The following is a 16,862-nucleotide window of genomic DNA, read 5'->3' as shown; positions in this document are numbered from 1 at the left end:
GAAACGGTCCGCTCGGCACGTGTCCCGATGGGACCCGCGCGGGGACTGCCGACGGCGGCGTACCGGTGTGACTGCCCGCCGCGCACTGCCTCCCATCCGGACTTTAACCGTCGGTCCAGGAATTTCACCTGGTCAACCGGCCGCTGGCTGCGGACGGGTCGCGGACTATACCGCCGGTTCGGAATTACACCGACCCCGGAGTGCGCTGCTTTTACTGGTACTCCTGCCAGTCTGCCACGGGCGATCGGGGGCCATGCGGGAGAAGCGCTGTGGTCTGAGTCACAGCCGGAGGGTTTCGCCGGAGTCTGTCAAGTGCGCCCGGGATTGGTCCAGACCTATTGACGACTTGGTCTAGTCCTCTTAACGTTCCCTTCACCCTCCCCGGGAGACAGCCCGTCAGATGTGCGCACGTCGCGGGCCAACACGCACCACATTCCTGCCTGTTGTGTCCTGCACTCCTCCCTTCCCCAGGAGGCACCATGCTGTCCCCCACACGTACGAGAGCACTGCTCCTGGCAGCCGGCGCGGCGATCGCCGGACTGCTGGCGGGCGGGCTCTCGGCGGGCATCTCACATGCCGCCGACAACGAGGGCTGTCGGCCCGACGGCCTGTACCGGACCCCCGGCGTCGACGTCCCCTACTGCTCGGTCTACGACACCGAGGGCCGCGAGAAGATGGGCGCCGACCACCAGCGGCGCGTGATCGGCTACTTCACCGGCTGGCGCACCGGCAAGGACGGCCGGCCCGCCTACCTCGCGAACGACATCCCCTGGGACAAGATCACCCATATCAACTACGCCTTCGCGCACATCGGCGGCGACAACCGGATCTCGGTCGGCGCGGACGGCCCGGACAACGCCGCCACCGGCATGACCTGGCCGGGCACGGCCGGCGCCGAGATGGACCCGGCCCTCCCCTACAAGGGCCACTTCAACCTGCTGGCCAAGTACAAGAAGCAGCACCCGGACGTGAAGACGCTGATCTCGGTGGGCGGCTGGGCCGAGACCGGCGGCTACTTCGACGACAACGGCACCCGGGTGAACTCCGGCGGCTTCTACGCGATGGCCACCCACCCGGACGGCTCCGTCAACCAGGCGGGCATCGACACCTTCGCCGACTCCGCCGTCGCCTTCGTGAAGAAGTACGGCTTCAACGGCGTCGACATCGACTACGAGTACCCGACGTCGATGAAGGACGCGGGCAACCCGCTGGACTGGCCGACGGCGAACCCCCGCCGGGCCGGTCTGGTCAAGGGCTACGACGCCCTGATGAAGACCCTTCGCGAGAAGCTGGACCGGGCCGGCGCCGCCGACGGCAGGCACTACCTGCTGACCGTGGCCGCCCCGTCCTCCGGCTACCTGCTGCGCGGCATGGAGACGTACCAGATGCAGAAGTACCTGGACTACGTCAACATCATGTCCTACGACCTGCACGGCGCCTGGAACGAGTACGTCGGCCCGAACGCCTCCCTCTTCGACGACGGCAAGGACGGGGAGCTCGCCGCCGCCGGGGTCTACGGGTCGCAGCAGTACGGCGGCATCGGCTACCTCAACACCGACTGGGCGTACCACTACTTCCGCGGCTCGATGCCGGCCGGCCGGATCAACATCGGCCTGCCGTACTACACCCGCGGCCACAAGAACGTGCAGGGCGGCACCGACGGCCTGTGGGGCAAGGCGGCGGCGACCGCCTGCCCGGCCGGGTCGGGCCTGGCCAAGTGCGGCGACGGCGCGGTCGGCATCGACAACCTGTGGCACGACAAGGACGACAACGGCAGCGAGTCCCCGGCGGGCTCGAACCCGATGTGGCACGCGAAGAACCTGGAGAAGGGGATCGTCGGCGACTACGTGACGCAGTACGGCTTCCCCGCGAACACCACGCTGACCGGCACCTACGTCCGCAAGTACGACGCGGCCCTGGTCGCGCCGTGGCTGTGGAACGCGCAGAAGAAGGTCTTCCTGTCCACGGAGGACGAGCAGTCGGTGGCTGCCAAGGCCGACTACGTGGTCGACCGCGGCATCGGCGGCACGATGGTGTGGGAGATGGCGGGCGACTACGCCTGGAACGCCGCCAAGGGCCAGTACGAGACGGGCTCCACGCTCACCTCGCTGATGTACGACAAGTTCAGGGCCGCGACCCCGTACGGGGCGAAGAAGGCCGGAGCGACCGCGCTGCCGGACCGGGCGGTCGACGTGAAGGTGGAGTTCACCGACTTCAAGCTCGGCGACTCGAACTACCCGATCACCCCGAAGATCAAGATCACCAACAATACGAAGAGCGCGCTGCCCGGCGGCACCGAGTTCCGGTTCGACTACGCGACCTCGGCCCCGGACAACGCCTCCGACCAGTCCGGCTTCGGCACGAAGGTGATCAGCAGCGGCCACACCGGCAGCAACGTCGGCGGCCTGAAGGGCGACCTCCACCGGGTCTCGCTGAAACTGCCGGCCTGGCAGTCGCTGGCCCCGGGCGCCTCCGTCGACCTGGCGTTCAACTACTACCTGCCGGTCTCCACCCCCTCCAACTGGACGGTGAACGTCTCCGGCACCACGTACGCCCTGGCCGGCGACCTGGCCCGCGGCACCACGGTGGTGGAACCGGGCGGCGGCTCCCAGCCCCCGACCGGCCAGCCGCCCACGAGCCAGCCGCCGACCAGCCCGCCTCCCACCAGCCAACCCCCGACCAGCCCGCCGCCGGGCGGCACCTGCACCAACCCGGCGTACGTCGCGGGCGGCATCCACACCGGCGGGACGGTCGTCTCCCACAAGGGCCGCAACTGGAAGGCCCAGTGGTGGACGCAGAACGAGGAGCCCGGCACCACCGGCGACTGGGGCGTCTGGAAGGACCTGGGCGCCTGCTGACACCCGTGTGACACGGCCGGACTGCGGGCCTGCCGGACTGCCGGACTATCGAAGTGTCTGCACGAGGTGAGGACCCGGTGGCCCGGCGGCCACCGGGTCCTCACCCGTACCCTGCTGCGGTGATCACTTCTGCCGCCGCCCGCACCGCGGACTTCGAGGAGCACCGGTCCCGGATGTTCGGCATCGCCTATCGCATGCTCGGATCCGCCGCCGAGGCCGAGGACGCCGTCCAGGACGCCTGGCTGCGGTGGACCGCCGCGGACCGCGGCGACGTGGAGCACCCCGGCGCCTGGCTGGCGAAGGCCGTCACCCACCTGTGCCTGAACCGGCTCACCTCGGCGCGCGCCCGGCGTGAGAAGTACGTCGGCCCCTGGCTGCCGGAGCCCGTCCTCACCGACGCCGGCGTGCTCGGGCCGCTGGAGTCGGCGGAGCAGCGCGACAGCGTCTCGATGGCCCTGCTGGTACTGCTGGAACAGCTCACTCCGGTGGAGCGGGCCGTGTACGTGCTGCGCGAGGCCTTCGCGTACGGCCACCGGGAGATCGCCGGGCTCCTGGACCTGTCCGAGGCCAACTGCCGGCAGCTGTACCGGCGGGCGTCGGCCCGGGTGGCGGAGGGCCGGGCCGCCGAGGGCCGGTCGGCGGCCTCGGAGCGCAAGCGCTTCGAGGCGGACCCGGAGCACTTGCGCGGCCTGGTGGAGACCTTCCTCGCGGCGGCCCGGGACGGCGACATGCTTCGGCTGGAGGGCATGCTCACCGCCGGCGTGCGGTACGTGTCGGACGGCGGCGGCGTGGTGAGCGCGGCCCGGCGGCCGGTCGTCGGCCGGGACCGGGTGGCCCGGTTCCTGGCGGGGGCGCTGCACAAGTACACGGCCGGCCTCCCGCTCGACTTCGCCGTGGTCAACGGGGAGCCCGCGCTGGTCATCGGCGGGCTCGGGGTCCTGCTGGTGGAGTTCGAGGACAGGCTGGTCAGGGAGGTGCGGGCGGTGGTCAACCCGCACAAGCTGGAATTCGTGCAGCGCCAGCTGTCACATTCCTGACCGCTGTCCAATCCCGGCCGGTGAACGCAATTCCCCAGGGAAGGAACGGACACCATGAGCACGATCCTCGTCACGGGCGGTACGGGCACCCTCGGCACGCAGGTCGTCGCCCGGCTGCGGGCGGCGGGCCACGACGTGCGCGCCCTCAGCCGGCACTCCCGGGAATACCCGGTCGACCTGATGGACGGCCGCGGGCTGGACGCGGCGATGGCGGGCGCGGAGGTGGTCGTGCACTGCGCGTCCAATCCGCGCGGCGGTGACGAGGTGGCCGCCGGGCACCTGATCGACGCGGCCCGGCGGGCCGGGACCGTCACGAACCTCGTCTACATCTCGATCGTGGGCGTGGACGTGGTCCCGCTCGGCTACTACAAGGTCAAGCACCGGGTGGAGCGGATGCTCCTGGAGTCCGGGCTGGGCGTGACCATCCTGCGGACGACGCAGTTCCACGACCTGGTGGCGACGGTCACGGAGACGGTCGCGAAGGTGCCGGTGGTGCCGGTGCCGCTGCCGAAGGGGGTGCGGGTGCAGCCCGTCTCCGTGGCGGAGGTCGCCGAACGGATGGCCGAACTGGCGGTGCCGGCCCCGGCGGGCCGGGTCCCCGACATGGGCGGGCCCGAGGTGTACACGCTGGTGGAGCTGGGACGGGCGTACCTGGAGGCGACGGGCCGCAAGCGCCGGGTGTTCGGGCTGCCGCTGGCGGGCAAGGCGTACGCGGGGTTCGTGCGCGGCGGCAACCTGGCCCCGCAGCACGCGGTCGGCAAGATCACCTTCGCCGACTACCTGGCCGCCCGGCCCTGAGCCGCGCGGCAGCCGAACACCGCCGCGGCCCCGCCCCGCCCCACCCCGGCCTGACCGGAGCCCGTCCCGGCATCCGATGGGGCGCGAGCCGGTTGCCTCCCCCACCCCGCCCTTTCCCCCGTACCGGATTTACGGCTCCGCCGCGTGGTATGGGCTCCGCCCCCAAAACCCCTGCGCCTCAAACGCCGGCGAGGCTGAGGATGCGGCTCTCCCCGCCACCTGCCCCTCAAACCGGCGGGGTCGAGGATGCGGGGCTCCGCCCCGGGCCCCGCGCCTCAAACGCCCGGCGAGGCTGGGCAAATCCAGCCCGCGCGGCGTTTGAGCGCACCGGGCGCGGAGCGGCCGGAACGGGGTTCCGGGGCCGTCGGCCCCGGTTTCGGGAAGGGGCGGGGTGGGGCGGGGTGGGGGAGGAAACCCGCTCGCTCAGCATCGGATGCCGGGCCGGGCTCCGGTCAGGCTCAGGCGGCCGGACGCCGGTCGGGCTCAGGCCGAGCCCCGGCCAGGCGCAGGTCGGACGCCACGCAGGCTCAGGCCGGACGCCAGACAGGGCTCTCGGCAGGGGTTCCGGCCAACCGGGCCGGGTGCCGACCGGGCTCCGGGCAACCGGGCCGGGTGCCGGCCGGGCTTCGGGCAGCCGGGCCGGGCGGCAGTCGGGCATCGACGAGGCTCCGGGCCGGGCGGCAGTCGGGCACCGACGGGGCTTCGGGCCGGGCTCCGGTCAGGCCGGGCCGAAGAGGACCGCCTGGGCGGCGTCGGCGGCCGCGAGCCGGGCGCCGGCGAGGACCGCGGGGTCCCCGAGGGCGGTGGCCCGGACGGAGGTCGGCACCGGGGTGAGCGCGGCGAGCCGGAGGGCGACCCGGTCCGCGAGGGCGGGTCCGCCCGCATGGCCGAGTTCGCCGCCGAGCACCACGCACCCGGGGTCCAGTACGGCGGTGGCGGCGGCCGCGCCCAGGGCGATCCGCTCGGCGAGGGTGTCGAGGAAGGCCTCCCCGGCGGCTCCGGCCACGGCGTCCTGCACCGGCCCGGTGAATCCGTGGTCGGCGGCCAGCGCGGCCACCGCGGCCCGGCCGGCCAGGCTGTGGAAGCCGCCCGCGCAGTCGCTGCCGGAGGGCAGCGCGCCCGTGCCCGGCACCGGCAGGAAGCCGATCTCGCCCGCGCCGCCGGAGGCTCCCCGGCGGAGCCGGCCGTCGAGGACGACGGCCGCGCCGACGCCGGCGCCGAGCCAGAGCAGGACGAAGGATTCCGCGTCCCGGGCGGCGCCCGTCCGCTGCTCGGCGAGTGCGGCCAGGTTGGTCTCGTTCTCCACGGCGACCTGCGCGGGCAGCCGCCGCCGGAGGGCGGCCACCAGGCCCCGGTGCCAGGCCGGGAGTCCTGCGGTGCTGCGCAGTTCGCCGCCGGCCCGGGCCACGAGCCCGGGGGCGCCGACGACCACCGTGTGCAGCCGGTCCGCGCCGGCCTCGCCCGCGAGCGACTCCAGCGCGTCGACGGCCTCCTCGACCGCGTCCACCGGCAGCGCCCGCTCGGCCAGGGGCCGGCCGAGCAGGTCGGTGACGACGGCGGTCGCGCTGTCGGTGCGTACGTCGAGGGCTGCCAGGTAGGCGCGGCGGGCGACGATCCCGTACACGCGGGCGTTGGGGCCGCGGCGCTGTGCGCCGGACTCCCCCACGACCTCGATCAGTCCGGCCCGGTCGAGCCGCTCGACCAGGTCGGCCACCGAGGGGCGGGACAGGCCGGTGAGCGCCTTGAGCTGAGCGGCCGTCAGGGGCCCTTCCTCCCGCAGCAGGCGCAGGGCGAGGCGGTCGTTGATGGCCCGGGCCGTGCTCGGCGAGGCGGGGGACGGGGCGGCGGAGGGCCGGGCCTTGGCAGCAGTCACGCGCCCATCCTATGGAGCCCGGCCCTCCTCACCATCAGGCAGGCTTCCTGATAGTTTCATCGCCATGACCGGGGAATCCGACCTCAGCCCTGCGCGCCTGCGCCGCGCCCGTCTCGCCATCGCCGCCGTCTTCTGCGTCCACGGCGCCGTCACCGGCTCCTTCGCCACGCGCATCCCGTGGATCCAGGACCACGCCCAGCTCGGGTCGGGCGCCCTCGGCCTCGCCCTCGCCTTCCCCGCCCTCGGCGCGGCCCTCGCGATGCCGCTGGCCGGACGGGTCAACCACCGCCTCGGGGCCCGGCCCGCGCTGCGCGTGATGCTGGCCCTGTGGACGCTGTCGCTCGCCCTGCCCGCCCTCTCCCCGAACCTGCCGGTCCTGTGCGCGGCGCTCCTCGTCTACGGGGCCACGTCCGGGATGTCGGACGTGGCGATGAACGCGCTCGGCGTGGAGACCGAGAACCGGCTGGGCCGTTCGGTCATGTCCTCGCTGCACGGCATGTGGAGCGCGGGCGCCCTGCTGGGTTCGGCCGCCGGTACCGCCGCCGCGCACGCGGGGGCCGGTGCGCAGCCGCACCACCTGCTCGCGGCGCTGGTGCTGACCGCCGCCGGGCTGGTCGCCGTACAGGGGGTGCTGGACCTGCGCAGCGGGGCGGACGAGCCGGTTCCGCCGCATTTCGCCCGGCCGCCGGCCTCCGTGCTGCTGATCGGCCTGATCGGGTTCTGCGCGGTATTCGCGGAGGGGGCGAGCCTGGACTGGTCGGCGGTCTACCTGCGGGACGTGCTGGACGCGGACGCCGGACTCGCGGCCGCGAGCACCACCGCCTTCGCGCTCACCATGACGCTCGCCCGGCTCGCCGGGGACCGGGTGGTGGACCGCGTCGGGGCGGTGCGCGCCGTCCGGGCGGGCGGGGCGCTGGCCACGGCGGGGGGCCTGCTGGTGGTGACGGCCCGCCACCCGGCCGCGGCCCTGGCGGGTTTCGGGCTGATCGGGCTCGGCGTCGCGGTGGTGGTGCCGCTGGCCTTCGCGGCGGCGGGGCGCAGCGGGCCGGCGCCCGCGCAGGCCATCGCCGGGGTGGCGACGATCACGTACACGTCGGGGCTGATCGCCCCGTCGGCGATCGGTGCGGTGGCGGACGCGACCTCGCTGGTGGTGTCCTTCGGGCTGGTCACCCTGCTGGCGTTCGGGCTGACGGTCGGGGCCGCGGCGCTGCGGCCGCGGGCGGCGGTCGGGAGCGCGACCGCCTTCAACCGGGACGAAACCACCGGTATACGGCCGTAATATATCGCTGGCCGCGGCAGGGTCACCGACCCGCCGCCGCCAGCATGCTTGATCGACCGGCTTGACGAAAGTGGTGGGTGGGACACATGGGCCTCGGCGTGCGCTGGACCCTGCACGGAGACGGGCGGACCCCCGCCCCCGGCGCGGTGGTGCGGCCGGACGAGCGGCTGACCTGGCCGCGGACCGCGGGGCTCGGCGCCCAGCACGTCGTGGCGATGTTCGGCGCGAGCTTCGTCGCGCCGGTCCTGATGGGCCTGGACCCCAACCTGGCGATCATGATGTCGGGTGTGGCCACGATCGTCTTCCTGCTGGCCACGCGCGGCCGGGTGCCCTCGTACCTGGGCTGCTCGCTGTCGTTCGTCGGCGTGGCCGCGGCCATCCGGGCGTCGGGCGGGAACAGCGCGGTGGTCACCGGCGCCCTGTTCAGCGTGGGCGTGGCCCTGTTCCTGGCCGGCCTCGCCGTGCAGCGGTTCGGCGCGCGGATCATCCACGCGGCGATGCCGCCCGTGGTGACGGGCGCGGTGGTCATGCTGATCGGCTTCAACCTGGCGCCGGTCACGGCCTCCACGTACTGGCCGCAGGACCAGTGGACGGCCCTGCTGACCATGCTGTTCACCGGGCTGGCCGTGGTCTGCCTGCGCGGGTTCTGGTCGCGCATCGCGATCTTCCTCGGCCTGGTCTTCGGGTACGCGGTGTCCGCCCTCTTCGACCTGCTCTTCGGCAAGATCCACTCGCCGGCCGGCGGACCCGAGGCCGTCGACCACTGGCGGCTCGACCTCTCCGGGGTCGCGAAGGCCGACTGGATCGGCCTGCCGGCCTTCCACGCCCCGCAGTTCGAATGGTCGGCGATCCTGGTCGCCCTCCCGGTGGTGATCGCCCTCGTCGCCGAGAACGCCGGGCACATCAAGGCCGTCGCCGAAATGACCGACGACCCGCTCGACGACACCCTCGGCACGGCCATCGCCGCCGACGGCGCCGCTTCCATACTGTCCACCGCGGTCGGCGGCCCGCCGAACACCACCTACTCCGAGAACATCGGCGTCATGGCCGCCACCCGGGTCTACTCGACCGCGGCCTACTGGGCAGCCGCCGGCTTCGCCCTCCTCTTCGGCCTCTGCCCCAAGTTCGGCGCGATCGTCGCCGCGATCCCCGGCGGCGTACTCGGCGGGATCACCGTCATCCTGTACGGCATGATCGGCCTGCTCGGCGCCCAGATCTGGCGGGGCGGCCGTGTGGACCTGCGCAATCCGCTGAACCTGGTGCCGGCCGCGGCGGGCATCATCATCGGCATCGGCGGAGTGAAGCTCCAACTGACCGAATCCTTCGAGCTCGGCGGCATCGCCCTCGGCACGCTCGTCGTCATCACCGGCTACCACACGCTGCGCTACTTCGCCCCCGCCCACATGAAGGAACAGGAGCCGCTGCTCGACGAGGGCACCTCCACGTACGACGAGGAGCCCGGTGGCACCGCCGGCGGCCCCGAGCGCACCGACGGCTGAATCCGCCCGCTGCCCCGGGGCGGCGGGGACCGCCCCGCCCCGCCCCGGGCCGTGCCGCACGGACGACCCCGTCGGCACGAAAGGTGCGGAGAACCGCGCTCCTAGGGGTGCCGGCAAGAATGCTGTCACCAGCCGCAAACGGCGGTGATCAGTCCTCGGACCTGGTGGGTTGGGGCAGTTCCGGCGTGCTCGTCGCCTCGGCAAGTGCGGGGCGACCACCCTTCAGCTCGGGCACGTGGTTGTAGATCGTGTTCCTGGAGACGCCGAGGAGCTTCGCGATCGAGGTGACGGTGTTCTCCGGGCGGGCGAGCAGGTCGCGGGCGTGACGTACCTGCTCCTCCGTCATCGCCGGCGGGCGGCCGAGGCGGGCACCTCGGGCGCGGGCGGCGTCCAGGCCCTCGTTGGTGCCCTGCACGATGAGTTCGCGGATGAACTCCGCGAGGGTCGCGAAGACGTGGAAGACCAGGCGCCCGCCGGCGTGGTCGTGTCGAGCGCCTCGTGCAGCGAGGTGAAGCCGATGCCGCGCTTGCGCAGGCCGGACACGATCGCGATGAGGTCCTGGATGGAGCGGCCGAGCCGGTCGAGCGACGGGACGACGAGGGTTTCGCCCTCGCGCAGGTAGTCAAGGGCTTTACACAGTTCCTCGCGTTCGGCGTTCTTGCCGGCATTCTTGTCGGCGAAGATCCGGATGCACCCTGCTTCGGTGAGTGCGTGGATCTGCCGGTCGAGCAGCCGCCCTTTGGTGGACACGCGTGCGTATTCCACGAGGCCGCCGGTGAACCCCCGCTTACCGATCTTGCTCATCAATCGGTCGATTGATGAGCGGTGGCAATCGGCTGATGGCACGCCCGCGACCCCTCACACTTCGACTGCCAGCGCCGTGCGCGCATGACATGGCGGGGACCGACGTACCAGATGGTGGATGGGGAGAGACTGGACGACACGCGGTGCCACGCCTGGCGGCGAACAGGGCCGGCCAGGAAACGACCACTTCGTCGACGGGGCGGTGGTCTGCGGGTGCCGCCACGACTTGCCTGGTCTCGCGAAGGCCCTGCTGTCGGGTCGGATCGCAGCAGCCAGGCCCGACACCGAGCCGCCGGATGCGCCGTCGCAGCCCGACGAACTTGCGACACCGCCGGATTAAACCCCCGATCCCTACAAAGAATAACTATTCCCATTGACGGCCGAACGGGCGCATCAGGCCCCCGCAGGCAACATACTGACCTGCAGGGCGAATAGCCTTTCATCACAACATCCATTATGGATGGATGCAACCCTGGGGGGCCAGTGGCGTCAGTGACTATCAACTTCAAGCGAATCTTCGTCAAGGACGATGGGGATGGCTGGCTGGACGGGGCCGGCGAGATCTGCTTCAGGCTGGGTGTCGGCGGTGCCAACGAGATCAGTGGCGGGCCGGTCGCCGTCAACTCTGGGGAATCTCACTCGGTCAACCAGATGGTGACGTGGATTCATCCGGAGGAGGAGGTGCTTGTGGTGTACGGAGAGGTCTGGGAGGAAGACAGTGGTGGCACCGGCGCGAACGATCACGCCGGCACCTTCCAGGACACCTTTCGCATCAAGCACCTGGCGTCCAAGCACAGCATGCACAGCCGTCGGCTGAAGGCCCAGGGCGTGGACGTGACGGTTCACTACGAAATCTTTGTGGAGTAGAGCAGAACGAGTCCCTTCATGCGCCGCCGCTGTGGGCGGCGTCCACTCGGGGGCGAGCCGGGGTTCGTCGTTTGGTTGATCAGCTTCTTGGTGGAGAAGGGCTAACTAACGAGCCGCGAGTAGTCCGCAGAGGGCGGTCGAAGCCATGGCAACTGGCTTCGACCGCCCGTTCGACTGTACGGGCGCGATTATGTGGTGGATGCCGCGCCCTCCTCGGCGTCAGCTGAGTCGCGAGGTCTGGGTACGGTGACCGCGGCGAGATTCAGGCGGGCGTCCATGTCGAGGTTCTGCCCACTCCGGTTCGCCAAGGAGGTCCTGGAGCATCAGGGTGTTCACGTAGACCAGGGCGGACTGAAGAATCCCGCAGGCACAGCACGACCATCTCCTGCTCGTCGCGTCGGTTGGATGCGATCTCCCCGCCCTTGCCGTAGGCGATCACGGAGTTCGCGCCGTTGGAGGACTCCATCACGTTCAAGCCCTCCTCGATCTCCCGCTGGAGGTCCCGCAGCCGCAGGTAGCGGGCCACGAAGATGGTCTTCCGGGCGCGGCCGACCTCCAGCATCGCCGCATAGGTGGGGTGGGAAGCGTTGCGGGTAAAGCGCCGCAGGATCGCCTCGGTGGACGCGGTCCGGGTCCGGATTGCGGTCGCACACTTGATCATCTGGTCGTACTGCCGGGCGATGAGTTCCCAGCGGATCGGGCGGGTCAGTGCCGGGGTCAGATGCGGGTAGGCGTCCGGTTCGCCGGCCACCGGCCGGTACAGCTTGACCTTGTTGATCCGCTCAATCCCGGGCAGGAGGTCGAAGTTCAGCAGTCTCGTGATGGCCGAACCCGATTTCCGACTGGCCATGGCTGTCTGTGTAGTTGGCCTCGACGTCCATGGTGGTGCCGTGCCGCATGGCGCCCTCGATCATCGCGCACCACCCGGCGCCGGCTGCGCTTGTCGGTCCGGTGGACGACCTCCGCCCAGTCCCCGCCCATCGCCTTGTGGACCGGCACCGTCTCGCCCAGCGGGTAGTACGCCGTGTTCCCCGCGTTCGCGTACCGGGCCGCCAGCGCCAAAGCCTCGATCACCGGCCGGTGAGCATGGTGGGAGGAACGGAACTCCAGCACGTCCAGCAGCTTGATCAACCCGCGCCGGTAGTGGTTTGGTGTAGGACGCCTTCAGCGTGGTCTGCACCGTGCGCCGGTAGACCGGCCCGCGGGTCTTGAACTCGTGCACCAGCTCCCGCAGCGTCGCCTCGCCCCCGGACACCGCCGGGAACACGACCTGGCGGACCGTCCCCTCCGGAGTGCCGAGCGACGCCTCGGCGAGCTTGAAGAGGATGTTCTCCTTGCCGGATGCCTTCTTGAACGCGTTGATGAGCTGCTCGGTGACCTTCTTCTCCGCCCGCGCCCCGATCCGGTGCACCGTGGAGATCAGGGCAGTCAGCGACTCCTCCGCCGCCCGCAGGGCAGCCCCCACGATCCGGTCGCACCGGCCCGCCGTGGACGGCTCGATGCTCTCCTCGCGACAGCGGGCCAACAGTTCCACCCGGACCTGCTCGGGCCTGCGTTCCTTGTGCGCGACGTGCTCGGCCAGATACGTCGTCAGCTTCTCCGCGTCCGCGACGCTGCACTCACGGAAGCCGAGGTGCTCGCAAGATCACCGCCATTGGCGGCTGGTGACAGCGTTCTTACCGGTACCCCTCCTACGGGGTGCGGCTTCGCCCGAACCGGCGAAACGTGGCCGTGCACCCTCCCGATGGAAGGCGGGCCCTGGGACCCTCGGGCTCATGGCGCAGATGACGGTCGAGATGTCGCTGGACCCGGTGCTCGCGCGGATGCGCGGGCTGCAGGGGCGGCTGCACCCGCGCGACGGGGTCGCGGCCTTCAACCGGGTCTACCTGACGGTCACGAGGGAACTGCGGGAGCGCATCGCCTGCGGGGAGTTCCCCGAGGCGCACACCGCCACGACCCTGACCGTCCTGTTCGCGGAGCGGTACCTCACGGCCGTGGAGACCGCCTCCGACGGACGCCGGGTACCGGCCTGCTGGCGGCCCCTCTTCCAGTACCGGCGCCACCCCGGGGTGCGCCCGCTCCAACACGCCCTGGCCGGGATCAACGCGCACATCGGCTACGACCTCCCGCTGGCGGTGGTGGCCTGCTGCCGGGCCCTGGACTGCGCGCCCGCCGCTCTGGAAGCCGACTTCGACCGGGTCGGCGACACCCTGGTGGCGCTGGAGGAACACATCCGGGAGGACCTGATGCCGGGCCCGGACCTGCTGGAGGTCGCCGACCCGCTGACGCACCTGGTCGGCTCGTGGAGCCTGGAGCGGGCGCGCGGAGCCGCCTGGTCGGCGGCCCGCCTGCTGTGGGGGCTGCGCCGCTCCCCCGACCTGGCCGAGGAGTTCGCCGAGTCGCTGGACGCCGGCGTGGGCCTGGTGGGCCGCTGCCTCCTGACCCCGACCGCCTGACGCTCCCCCGCCGGCCCGGGCTGCCGCCGGCACCCGCCGACGCCTGAGCGCGGGTCCGGGCGGCACCCCGGAGTACCCGGCTCCGCCGGGCACCGGGCTCCGCCCGGACCCGCGCCTCAAACGCCGGCGGGGCTGGATCCGGCATCGCGCGGGTAGCCGCGCCGGGCGCGGCAGGCCCGTTCGGGGGCTGTGCCTACAGTCGTGCCATGACCGGCTTCGCCACGCACCGCCGACGCGTGCACGACCTGTCCCAGCCGCCCCGCCGGCGTACGCGTACCGGACCCGCCGGAGCCCGCGCGCGGTCTGTGGTGTCCCGATCCCGAGTTCCACCCGGCCGAGCCCCTGCCCACCGTGATGCCGCGGATCATGCGCACCGCGGCCGGGACTGCGGAGGGCTGCCCGGTCTGCGGGGCGGACCGCGGCACCCGGGTCCTGCTCGACGGCCACCGCCGCCACCGGCTCTGCGCGGGCTGCGGGGTCTCGACCGCACGCCCACGGCGCGGGACGGGGCGGTGCCGGCCGCGCGGGCGGAGCGCTGGCGGCTGGTGTGGCGCCGGTCGGCGCCGCCCCGGGACCCCGCCCCGGCGGGGCGGCACCGTAGCGGGGCCTTGCGGCCGGGCGCCCGCAGGCGGGCATGGAAAACGGGCCGCCACCGCGCTGTGTTCGCGGGGGCGGCCCGTGGTCACGGGGAGCCGGGAGGTCGGTCCTCCGGGAGGTCAGTCCTCCGGGAGCTCGACCGGGGCGATCTCGTCGTAGACGTCGCCCGGGCCCGGGTTGGTGGCGTCGGTCCCGCCGCCGAGGTGGTGCATGACGCCCCAGACCGCGTTCAGCGCCGTCGTCACGGCACCCTCGGCCCAGCCGGCCGTCCAGGAGATGTCGTCGCCGGCGAGGAAGATGCCGCGCTTGTCCTCCGGGAGGCGGTCCTGCATGAAGTGGGTGAACAGGCGCCGCTGGTAGCGGTAGTGGCCGGGGAGGTTGGCCTTGAACGCGCCCATGAAGTAGGGCTCGTTCTCCCAGGAGACCGTCACCGGGTTGCCGATGACGTGGCGGCGGATGTCGACCTTCGGGTAGATCTCGCCGAGGGACTTCAGCATGACCTCCATCCGCTCGCTCGCGGACAGCGGCAGCCACTTCAGGCTGTCGTCGCACCAGGTGTACGACAGGCAGATCACGGCCGGCTGGTCCGGGCCGTTGTCGAGCAGGTAGGTGCCGCGGGTCATGCGGTCCGTCAGCGTCATCGACATGACGTCGCGGCCGGTCTCCTCGTCCTTGTCCAGCCAGAACGGGCGGTCCACCGGGATGAAGAGCTTGGAGGACTCCATGTAGTGGGTGCGCTCGATCGCCGTCCAGTGGTCGATCGGGAACAGCGAGTCGTCGCACTCGATCTTGGAGAGCAGCATCCAGGACTGGGCCGTGAAGATCGCGGCGCGGTAGGTGCGGATGTCGCCGGAGGCGTCGGTGACCGTGATGCGGTTGCCGGCCGTGCGGTGCAGGCGGGTGACGGCCGGGCGGGGGGTGCCGTCGTGCAGGGAGGACAGCGAGGTGCCCTGCGCCCAGTGGAGGATCTTCTCGGGCTCGCGCTCCCACAGGCGCAGCGGCAGCTGCTGGGAGCCGCCGACGATGCCGCGGTGGTGGTCGTCCGCCTCGGTGTAGACGACGCGGAGGATCTCCAGGATGGAGTTGGGGAAGTCGGTGTCCCAGCCGCCGGTGCCGAAGCCGACCTGGCCGAAGATCTCGCGCTTGCGGAAGGACTGGAAGGCCTCCGACTGGCACAGGTAGCCGTAGAAGGTCTCGTTGTCGAGCTTCTCGACGAGCTTGGCCCAGATCTCGCGGATGCGCGGGACGTCGCGCTCGCGCATCGCGGTGTTCATGTCGGAGAAGTCGGCGCCCTCCTCCAGGCAGGCGTTCCACGCGTCGGCGACGTCGCGGTAGATCTGCGGGAGGTCGGCGATCGTCTCGGCGTAGTGGCTCTCGCCCTTGAGGTCGACGACGGTGGAGGGGGTCGCCTCGGCCAGCGGGTTCGGGAACGGCTCCGTCTTCAGGCCGACGAGGTCGATGTAGTGCTGCAGGGCGGTGGAGGAGGGCGGGAAGCGCATGGCGCCCATCTCCGCGGTGAGCCCCTCGGTGCCGGTGCCCTCGAAGCCGACGGTGCGCAGGCGGCCGCCGATCTGGTCCGCCTCGTAGACGACGGGCTTGAGGCCCATCTTCATGAGCTCGTAGGCGGAGATGATGCCGGACAGGCCGCCGCCGATGATCGCGACCTCGGTGCCGTGCTCGGTCGCCGGTATCTGGCCCAGGCCCGCCGGGTGGGCGAGGAAGTCGTCGTACGCGTACGGGAAGTCCGGGCCGAACATGGTGATCGGCAGGCGGCCGTCGCTGTGCGGGACGGCGGTGGTGGGCACCGTGGACGTCATGGGGGTACGACTCCTTGCAGGGTGGGGCAGAGGGGGTGGACGGAGCGGGCCGTGGGCCTCGGGCCGGGGGAGGGCCCGGGAGGGCTCAGACGAGGGAGGAGTAGAGCCCGGGGCGGCGGTCGCGGAGGTAGGGGTTGTTCTCGCGCGAGTTCCGCAGCAGTTCGGGATCGGCCTCGCCGATCACCATCTCCTCGCCGCGGCCGGCCCGGGTCCGGGTGACTCCGTCCGGGGAGGCCAGGCAGCTGAGGCCGACGAACTCGAACTCGCCTTCCGGGCCGGTGCGGTTGACGTACGCGATGTACATCTGGCTCTCGAAGGCCCGTACGGGGACGAGCTGTTCGGCGACGAACTGGAACGGGTGCATCTGCGCGGTCGGCACCAGGAGGAGGTCGGTGCCGGCCAGCGCGTGGGCCCGGACGTTCTCCGGGAACTCCACGTCGTAGCAGATCATGATGCCGATGCGGAGGCCGTTCAGGTCGGCCTGGACGACCTGGGTGTCGCCGGGCGTGAAGGCCTCCTGCTCGAAGCAGCCGAACAGGTGGGTCTTGCGGTAGTTCGCGAGGCGGGCCCCGTCCGGGCCGATGAGCTGCGCCGAGTTGTAGACGGTCTCGCCGTCCCGCTCCGGGTAGCCGTACAGGACGGCGAGCCCGTGGCGGCGGGCGATCTCGCCGATGGCGCGGGCCGACATGCCGTCGGCGGCCTCGGCGAGGGTGGCGATGTCCTCGACGGGCAGCGCGTAGCCGGTCAGGAACATCTCCGAGGTCACGAGGAGCCCGGAGCCCGCCTCGGCGGCGCGGGCCGCGGCCTCGTCGAGCGCCTTCAGGTTCACGGCGGTGTCGCCGAGAACTCCGGAGCTCTGGAGGAGGGCGGTGCGCAGCGGGGGCATGGGCTACCTCTGTGACAGATGGGGCGGGGTGTCCTACGAAGGTACGGTTACGCGTTCGACCCGGACAAGCCGTGACCGTTGCGCTGCGCGC

The 16,862-nt window shown here is 71.9% G+C and carries 13 protein-coding genes, 1 pseudogene and 1 riboswitch; of the genes and pseudogenes, 7 read left to right on the top strand and 7 right to left on the bottom strand.

The genetic code is table 11. The annotated features are described in order from the left end of the window. Nucleotides 1–78: 78 nt before the first annotated feature. Nucleotides 79–208: riboswitch (FMN riboswitch) on the bottom strand. 271 nt (nt 209–479) lie between these two features. The 3 genes from ACIQUT_RS14805 (at nt 480) to ACIQUT_RS14795 (ending at nt 4,693) form a co-directional block, all read left to right on the top strand. After that, nucleotides 480–2,858, top strand: coding sequence for a chitinase C-terminal domain-containing protein (locus ACIQUT_RS14805; RefSeq protein ID WP_403563049.1), 2,379 nt, complete (start codon nt 480–482; stop codon nt 2,856–2,858). Nucleotides 2,859–2,977: 119 nt separating this feature from the next. Then, nucleotides 2,978–3,895 (top strand): RNA polymerase sigma factor SigJ, encoded by a 918-nt coding sequence (gene sigJ / locus ACIQUT_RS14800; RefSeq protein ID WP_403563047.1) that lies wholly within the window; start codon nt 2,978–2,980, stop codon nt 3,893–3,895. Nucleotides 3,896–3,949: 54 nt separating this feature from the next. Next, nucleotides 3,950–4,693, top strand: a complete 744-nt coding sequence (locus tag ACIQUT_RS14795; RefSeq protein WP_403563045.1) for an SDR family oxidoreductase — start codon at nt 3,950–3,952, stop codon at nt 4,691–4,693. A gap of 718 nt (nt 4,694–5,411) precedes the next feature. Here the strand turns inward: ACIQUT_RS14795 and ACIQUT_RS14790 are convergent. Next, the gene (locus tag ACIQUT_RS14790) at nt 5,412–6,566 is read right to left on the bottom strand and encodes an ROK family protein (RefSeq protein WP_403563043.1); all 1,155 of its coding nucleotides are present in this window, start codon (nt 6,564–6,566) and stop codon (nt 5,412–5,414) included. 64 nt (nt 6,567–6,630) lie between these two features. Here ACIQUT_RS14790 and ACIQUT_RS14785 point away from each other — a divergent pair, with 64 nt between their 5' ends. Together ACIQUT_RS14785 and ACIQUT_RS14780 are read left to right on the top strand one after the other, a co-directional pair. Next, nucleotides 6,631–7,845, top strand: coding sequence for an MFS transporter (locus ACIQUT_RS14785; protein WP_403563041.1), 1,215 nt, complete (start codon nt 6,631–6,633; stop codon nt 7,843–7,845). A gap of 86 nt (nt 7,846–7,931) precedes the next feature. After that, the gene (locus ACIQUT_RS14780; protein ID WP_403563039.1) at nt 7,932–9,344 is read left to right on the top strand and encodes a uracil-xanthine permease family protein; all 1,413 of its coding nucleotides are present in this window, start codon (nt 7,932–7,934) and stop codon (nt 9,342–9,344) included. A 148-nt stretch (nt 9,345–9,492) separates the two neighbouring features. On the opposite strand, the gene ACIQUT_RS14775 is transcribed toward ACIQUT_RS14780, so the two are convergent. Beyond that, nucleotides 9,493–9,690 (bottom strand): helix-turn-helix domain-containing protein, encoded by a 198-nt coding sequence (locus ACIQUT_RS14775; RefSeq protein ID WP_403563177.1) that lies wholly within the window; start codon nt 9,688–9,690, stop codon nt 9,493–9,495. Between the two features lie 81 nt (nt 9,691–9,771). Continuing rightward, nucleotides 9,772–10,148: pseudogene (locus ACIQUT_RS14770) on the bottom strand (recombinase family protein); the annotation flags it as partial. A 492-nt stretch (nt 10,149–10,640) separates the two neighbouring features. Between ACIQUT_RS14770 and ACIQUT_RS14765 the strand changes: the two are divergent. After that, a complete protein-coding gene (locus tag ACIQUT_RS14765) occupies nt 10,641–11,015 on the top strand; it encodes a hypothetical protein (protein WP_403563037.1) in 375 nt (124 codons plus the stop codon). 262 nt (nt 11,016–11,277) lie between these two features. Here ACIQUT_RS14765 and ACIQUT_RS14760 read toward each other — a convergent pair whose 3' ends face one another. Further along, entirely contained in the window at nt 11,278–11,865 is a 588-nt protein-coding gene (locus ACIQUT_RS14760; protein ID WP_403563035.1) for a Tn3 family transposase, read from the bottom strand. A 60-nt stretch (nt 11,866–11,925) separates the two neighbouring features. After that, the gene (locus ACIQUT_RS14755; protein WP_403563033.1) at nt 11,926–12,549 is read right to left on the bottom strand and encodes a hypothetical protein; all 624 of its coding nucleotides are present in this window, start codon (nt 12,547–12,549) and stop codon (nt 11,926–11,928) included. Between the two features lie 241 nt (nt 12,550–12,790). On the opposite strand from ACIQUT_RS14755, the gene ACIQUT_RS14750 reads away from it, so the two are divergent. Then, entirely contained in the window at nt 12,791–13,471 is a 681-nt protein-coding gene (locus tag ACIQUT_RS14750) for a DUF5995 family protein (RefSeq protein WP_403563031.1), read from the top strand. A 716-nt stretch (nt 13,472–14,187) separates the two neighbouring features. Here the strand turns inward: ACIQUT_RS14750 and ACIQUT_RS14745 are convergent. Both ACIQUT_RS14745 and ACIQUT_RS14740 read right to left on the bottom strand, forming a co-directional pair. Continuing rightward, on the bottom strand, nt 14,188–15,885 hold the full coding sequence (locus ACIQUT_RS14745) for a flavin monoamine oxidase family protein (RefSeq protein ID WP_403563029.1): 1,698 nt from the start codon (nt 15,883–15,885) through the stop codon (nt 14,188–14,190). Between the two features lie 85 nt (nt 15,886–15,970). Then, the gene (locus ACIQUT_RS14740) at nt 15,971–16,771 is read right to left on the bottom strand and encodes a carbon-nitrogen hydrolase family protein (RefSeq protein WP_403563027.1); all 801 of its coding nucleotides are present in this window, start codon (nt 16,769–16,771) and stop codon (nt 15,971–15,973) included. Nucleotides 16,772–16,862 lie beyond the last annotated feature (91 nt).

The organism is Streptomyces sp. NPDC090445 (assembly GCF_044769385.1).
GTDB lineage: Bacteria > Actinomycetota > Actinomycetes > Streptomycetales > Streptomycetaceae > Streptomyces.
The sequence above is the reverse complement of the archived record's forward strand: the minus strand, read 5'-3'. Positions and strand labels throughout refer to the sequence as shown.

What these genes read in the sequence shown, in the direction of transcription:
- ACIQUT_RS14795 (WP_403563045.1), top strand. Translation starts at nt 3,950, where the DNA reads ATGAGCACGATCCTCGTCACGGGCGGTACGGGCACCCTCGGCACGCAG.
- ACIQUT_RS14805 (WP_403563049.1), top strand. Translation starts at nt 480, where the DNA reads ATGCTGTCCCCCACACGTACGAGAGCACTGCTCCTGGCAGCCGGCGCG.
- ACIQUT_RS14775 (WP_403563177.1), bottom strand. Translation starts at nt 9,690, where the DNA reads ATGACGGAGGAGCAGGTACGTCACGCCCGCGACCTGCTCGCCCGCCCG.
- ACIQUT_RS14750 (WP_403563031.1), top strand. Translation starts at nt 12,791, where the DNA reads ATGGCGCAGATGACGGTCGAGATGTCGCTGGACCCGGTGCTCGCGCGG.
- ACIQUT_RS14760 (WP_403563035.1), bottom strand. Translation starts at nt 11,865, where the DNA reads ATGGCCAGTCGGAAATCGGGTTCGGCCATCACGAGACTGCTGAACTTC.
- ACIQUT_RS14745 (WP_403563029.1), bottom strand. Translation starts at nt 15,885, where the DNA reads ATGACGTCCACGGTGCCCACCACCGCCGTCCCGCACAGCGACGGCCGC.
- ACIQUT_RS14780 (WP_403563039.1), top strand. Translation starts at nt 7,932, where the DNA reads ATGGGCCTCGGCGTGCGCTGGACCCTGCACGGAGACGGGCGGACCCCC.
- ACIQUT_RS14785 (WP_403563041.1), top strand. Translation starts at nt 6,631, where the DNA reads ATGACCGGGGAATCCGACCTCAGCCCTGCGCGCCTGCGCCGCGCCCGT.
- ACIQUT_RS14740 (WP_403563027.1), bottom strand. Translation starts at nt 16,771, where the DNA reads ATGCCCCCGCTGCGCACCGCCCTCCTCCAGAGCTCCGGAGTTCTCGGC.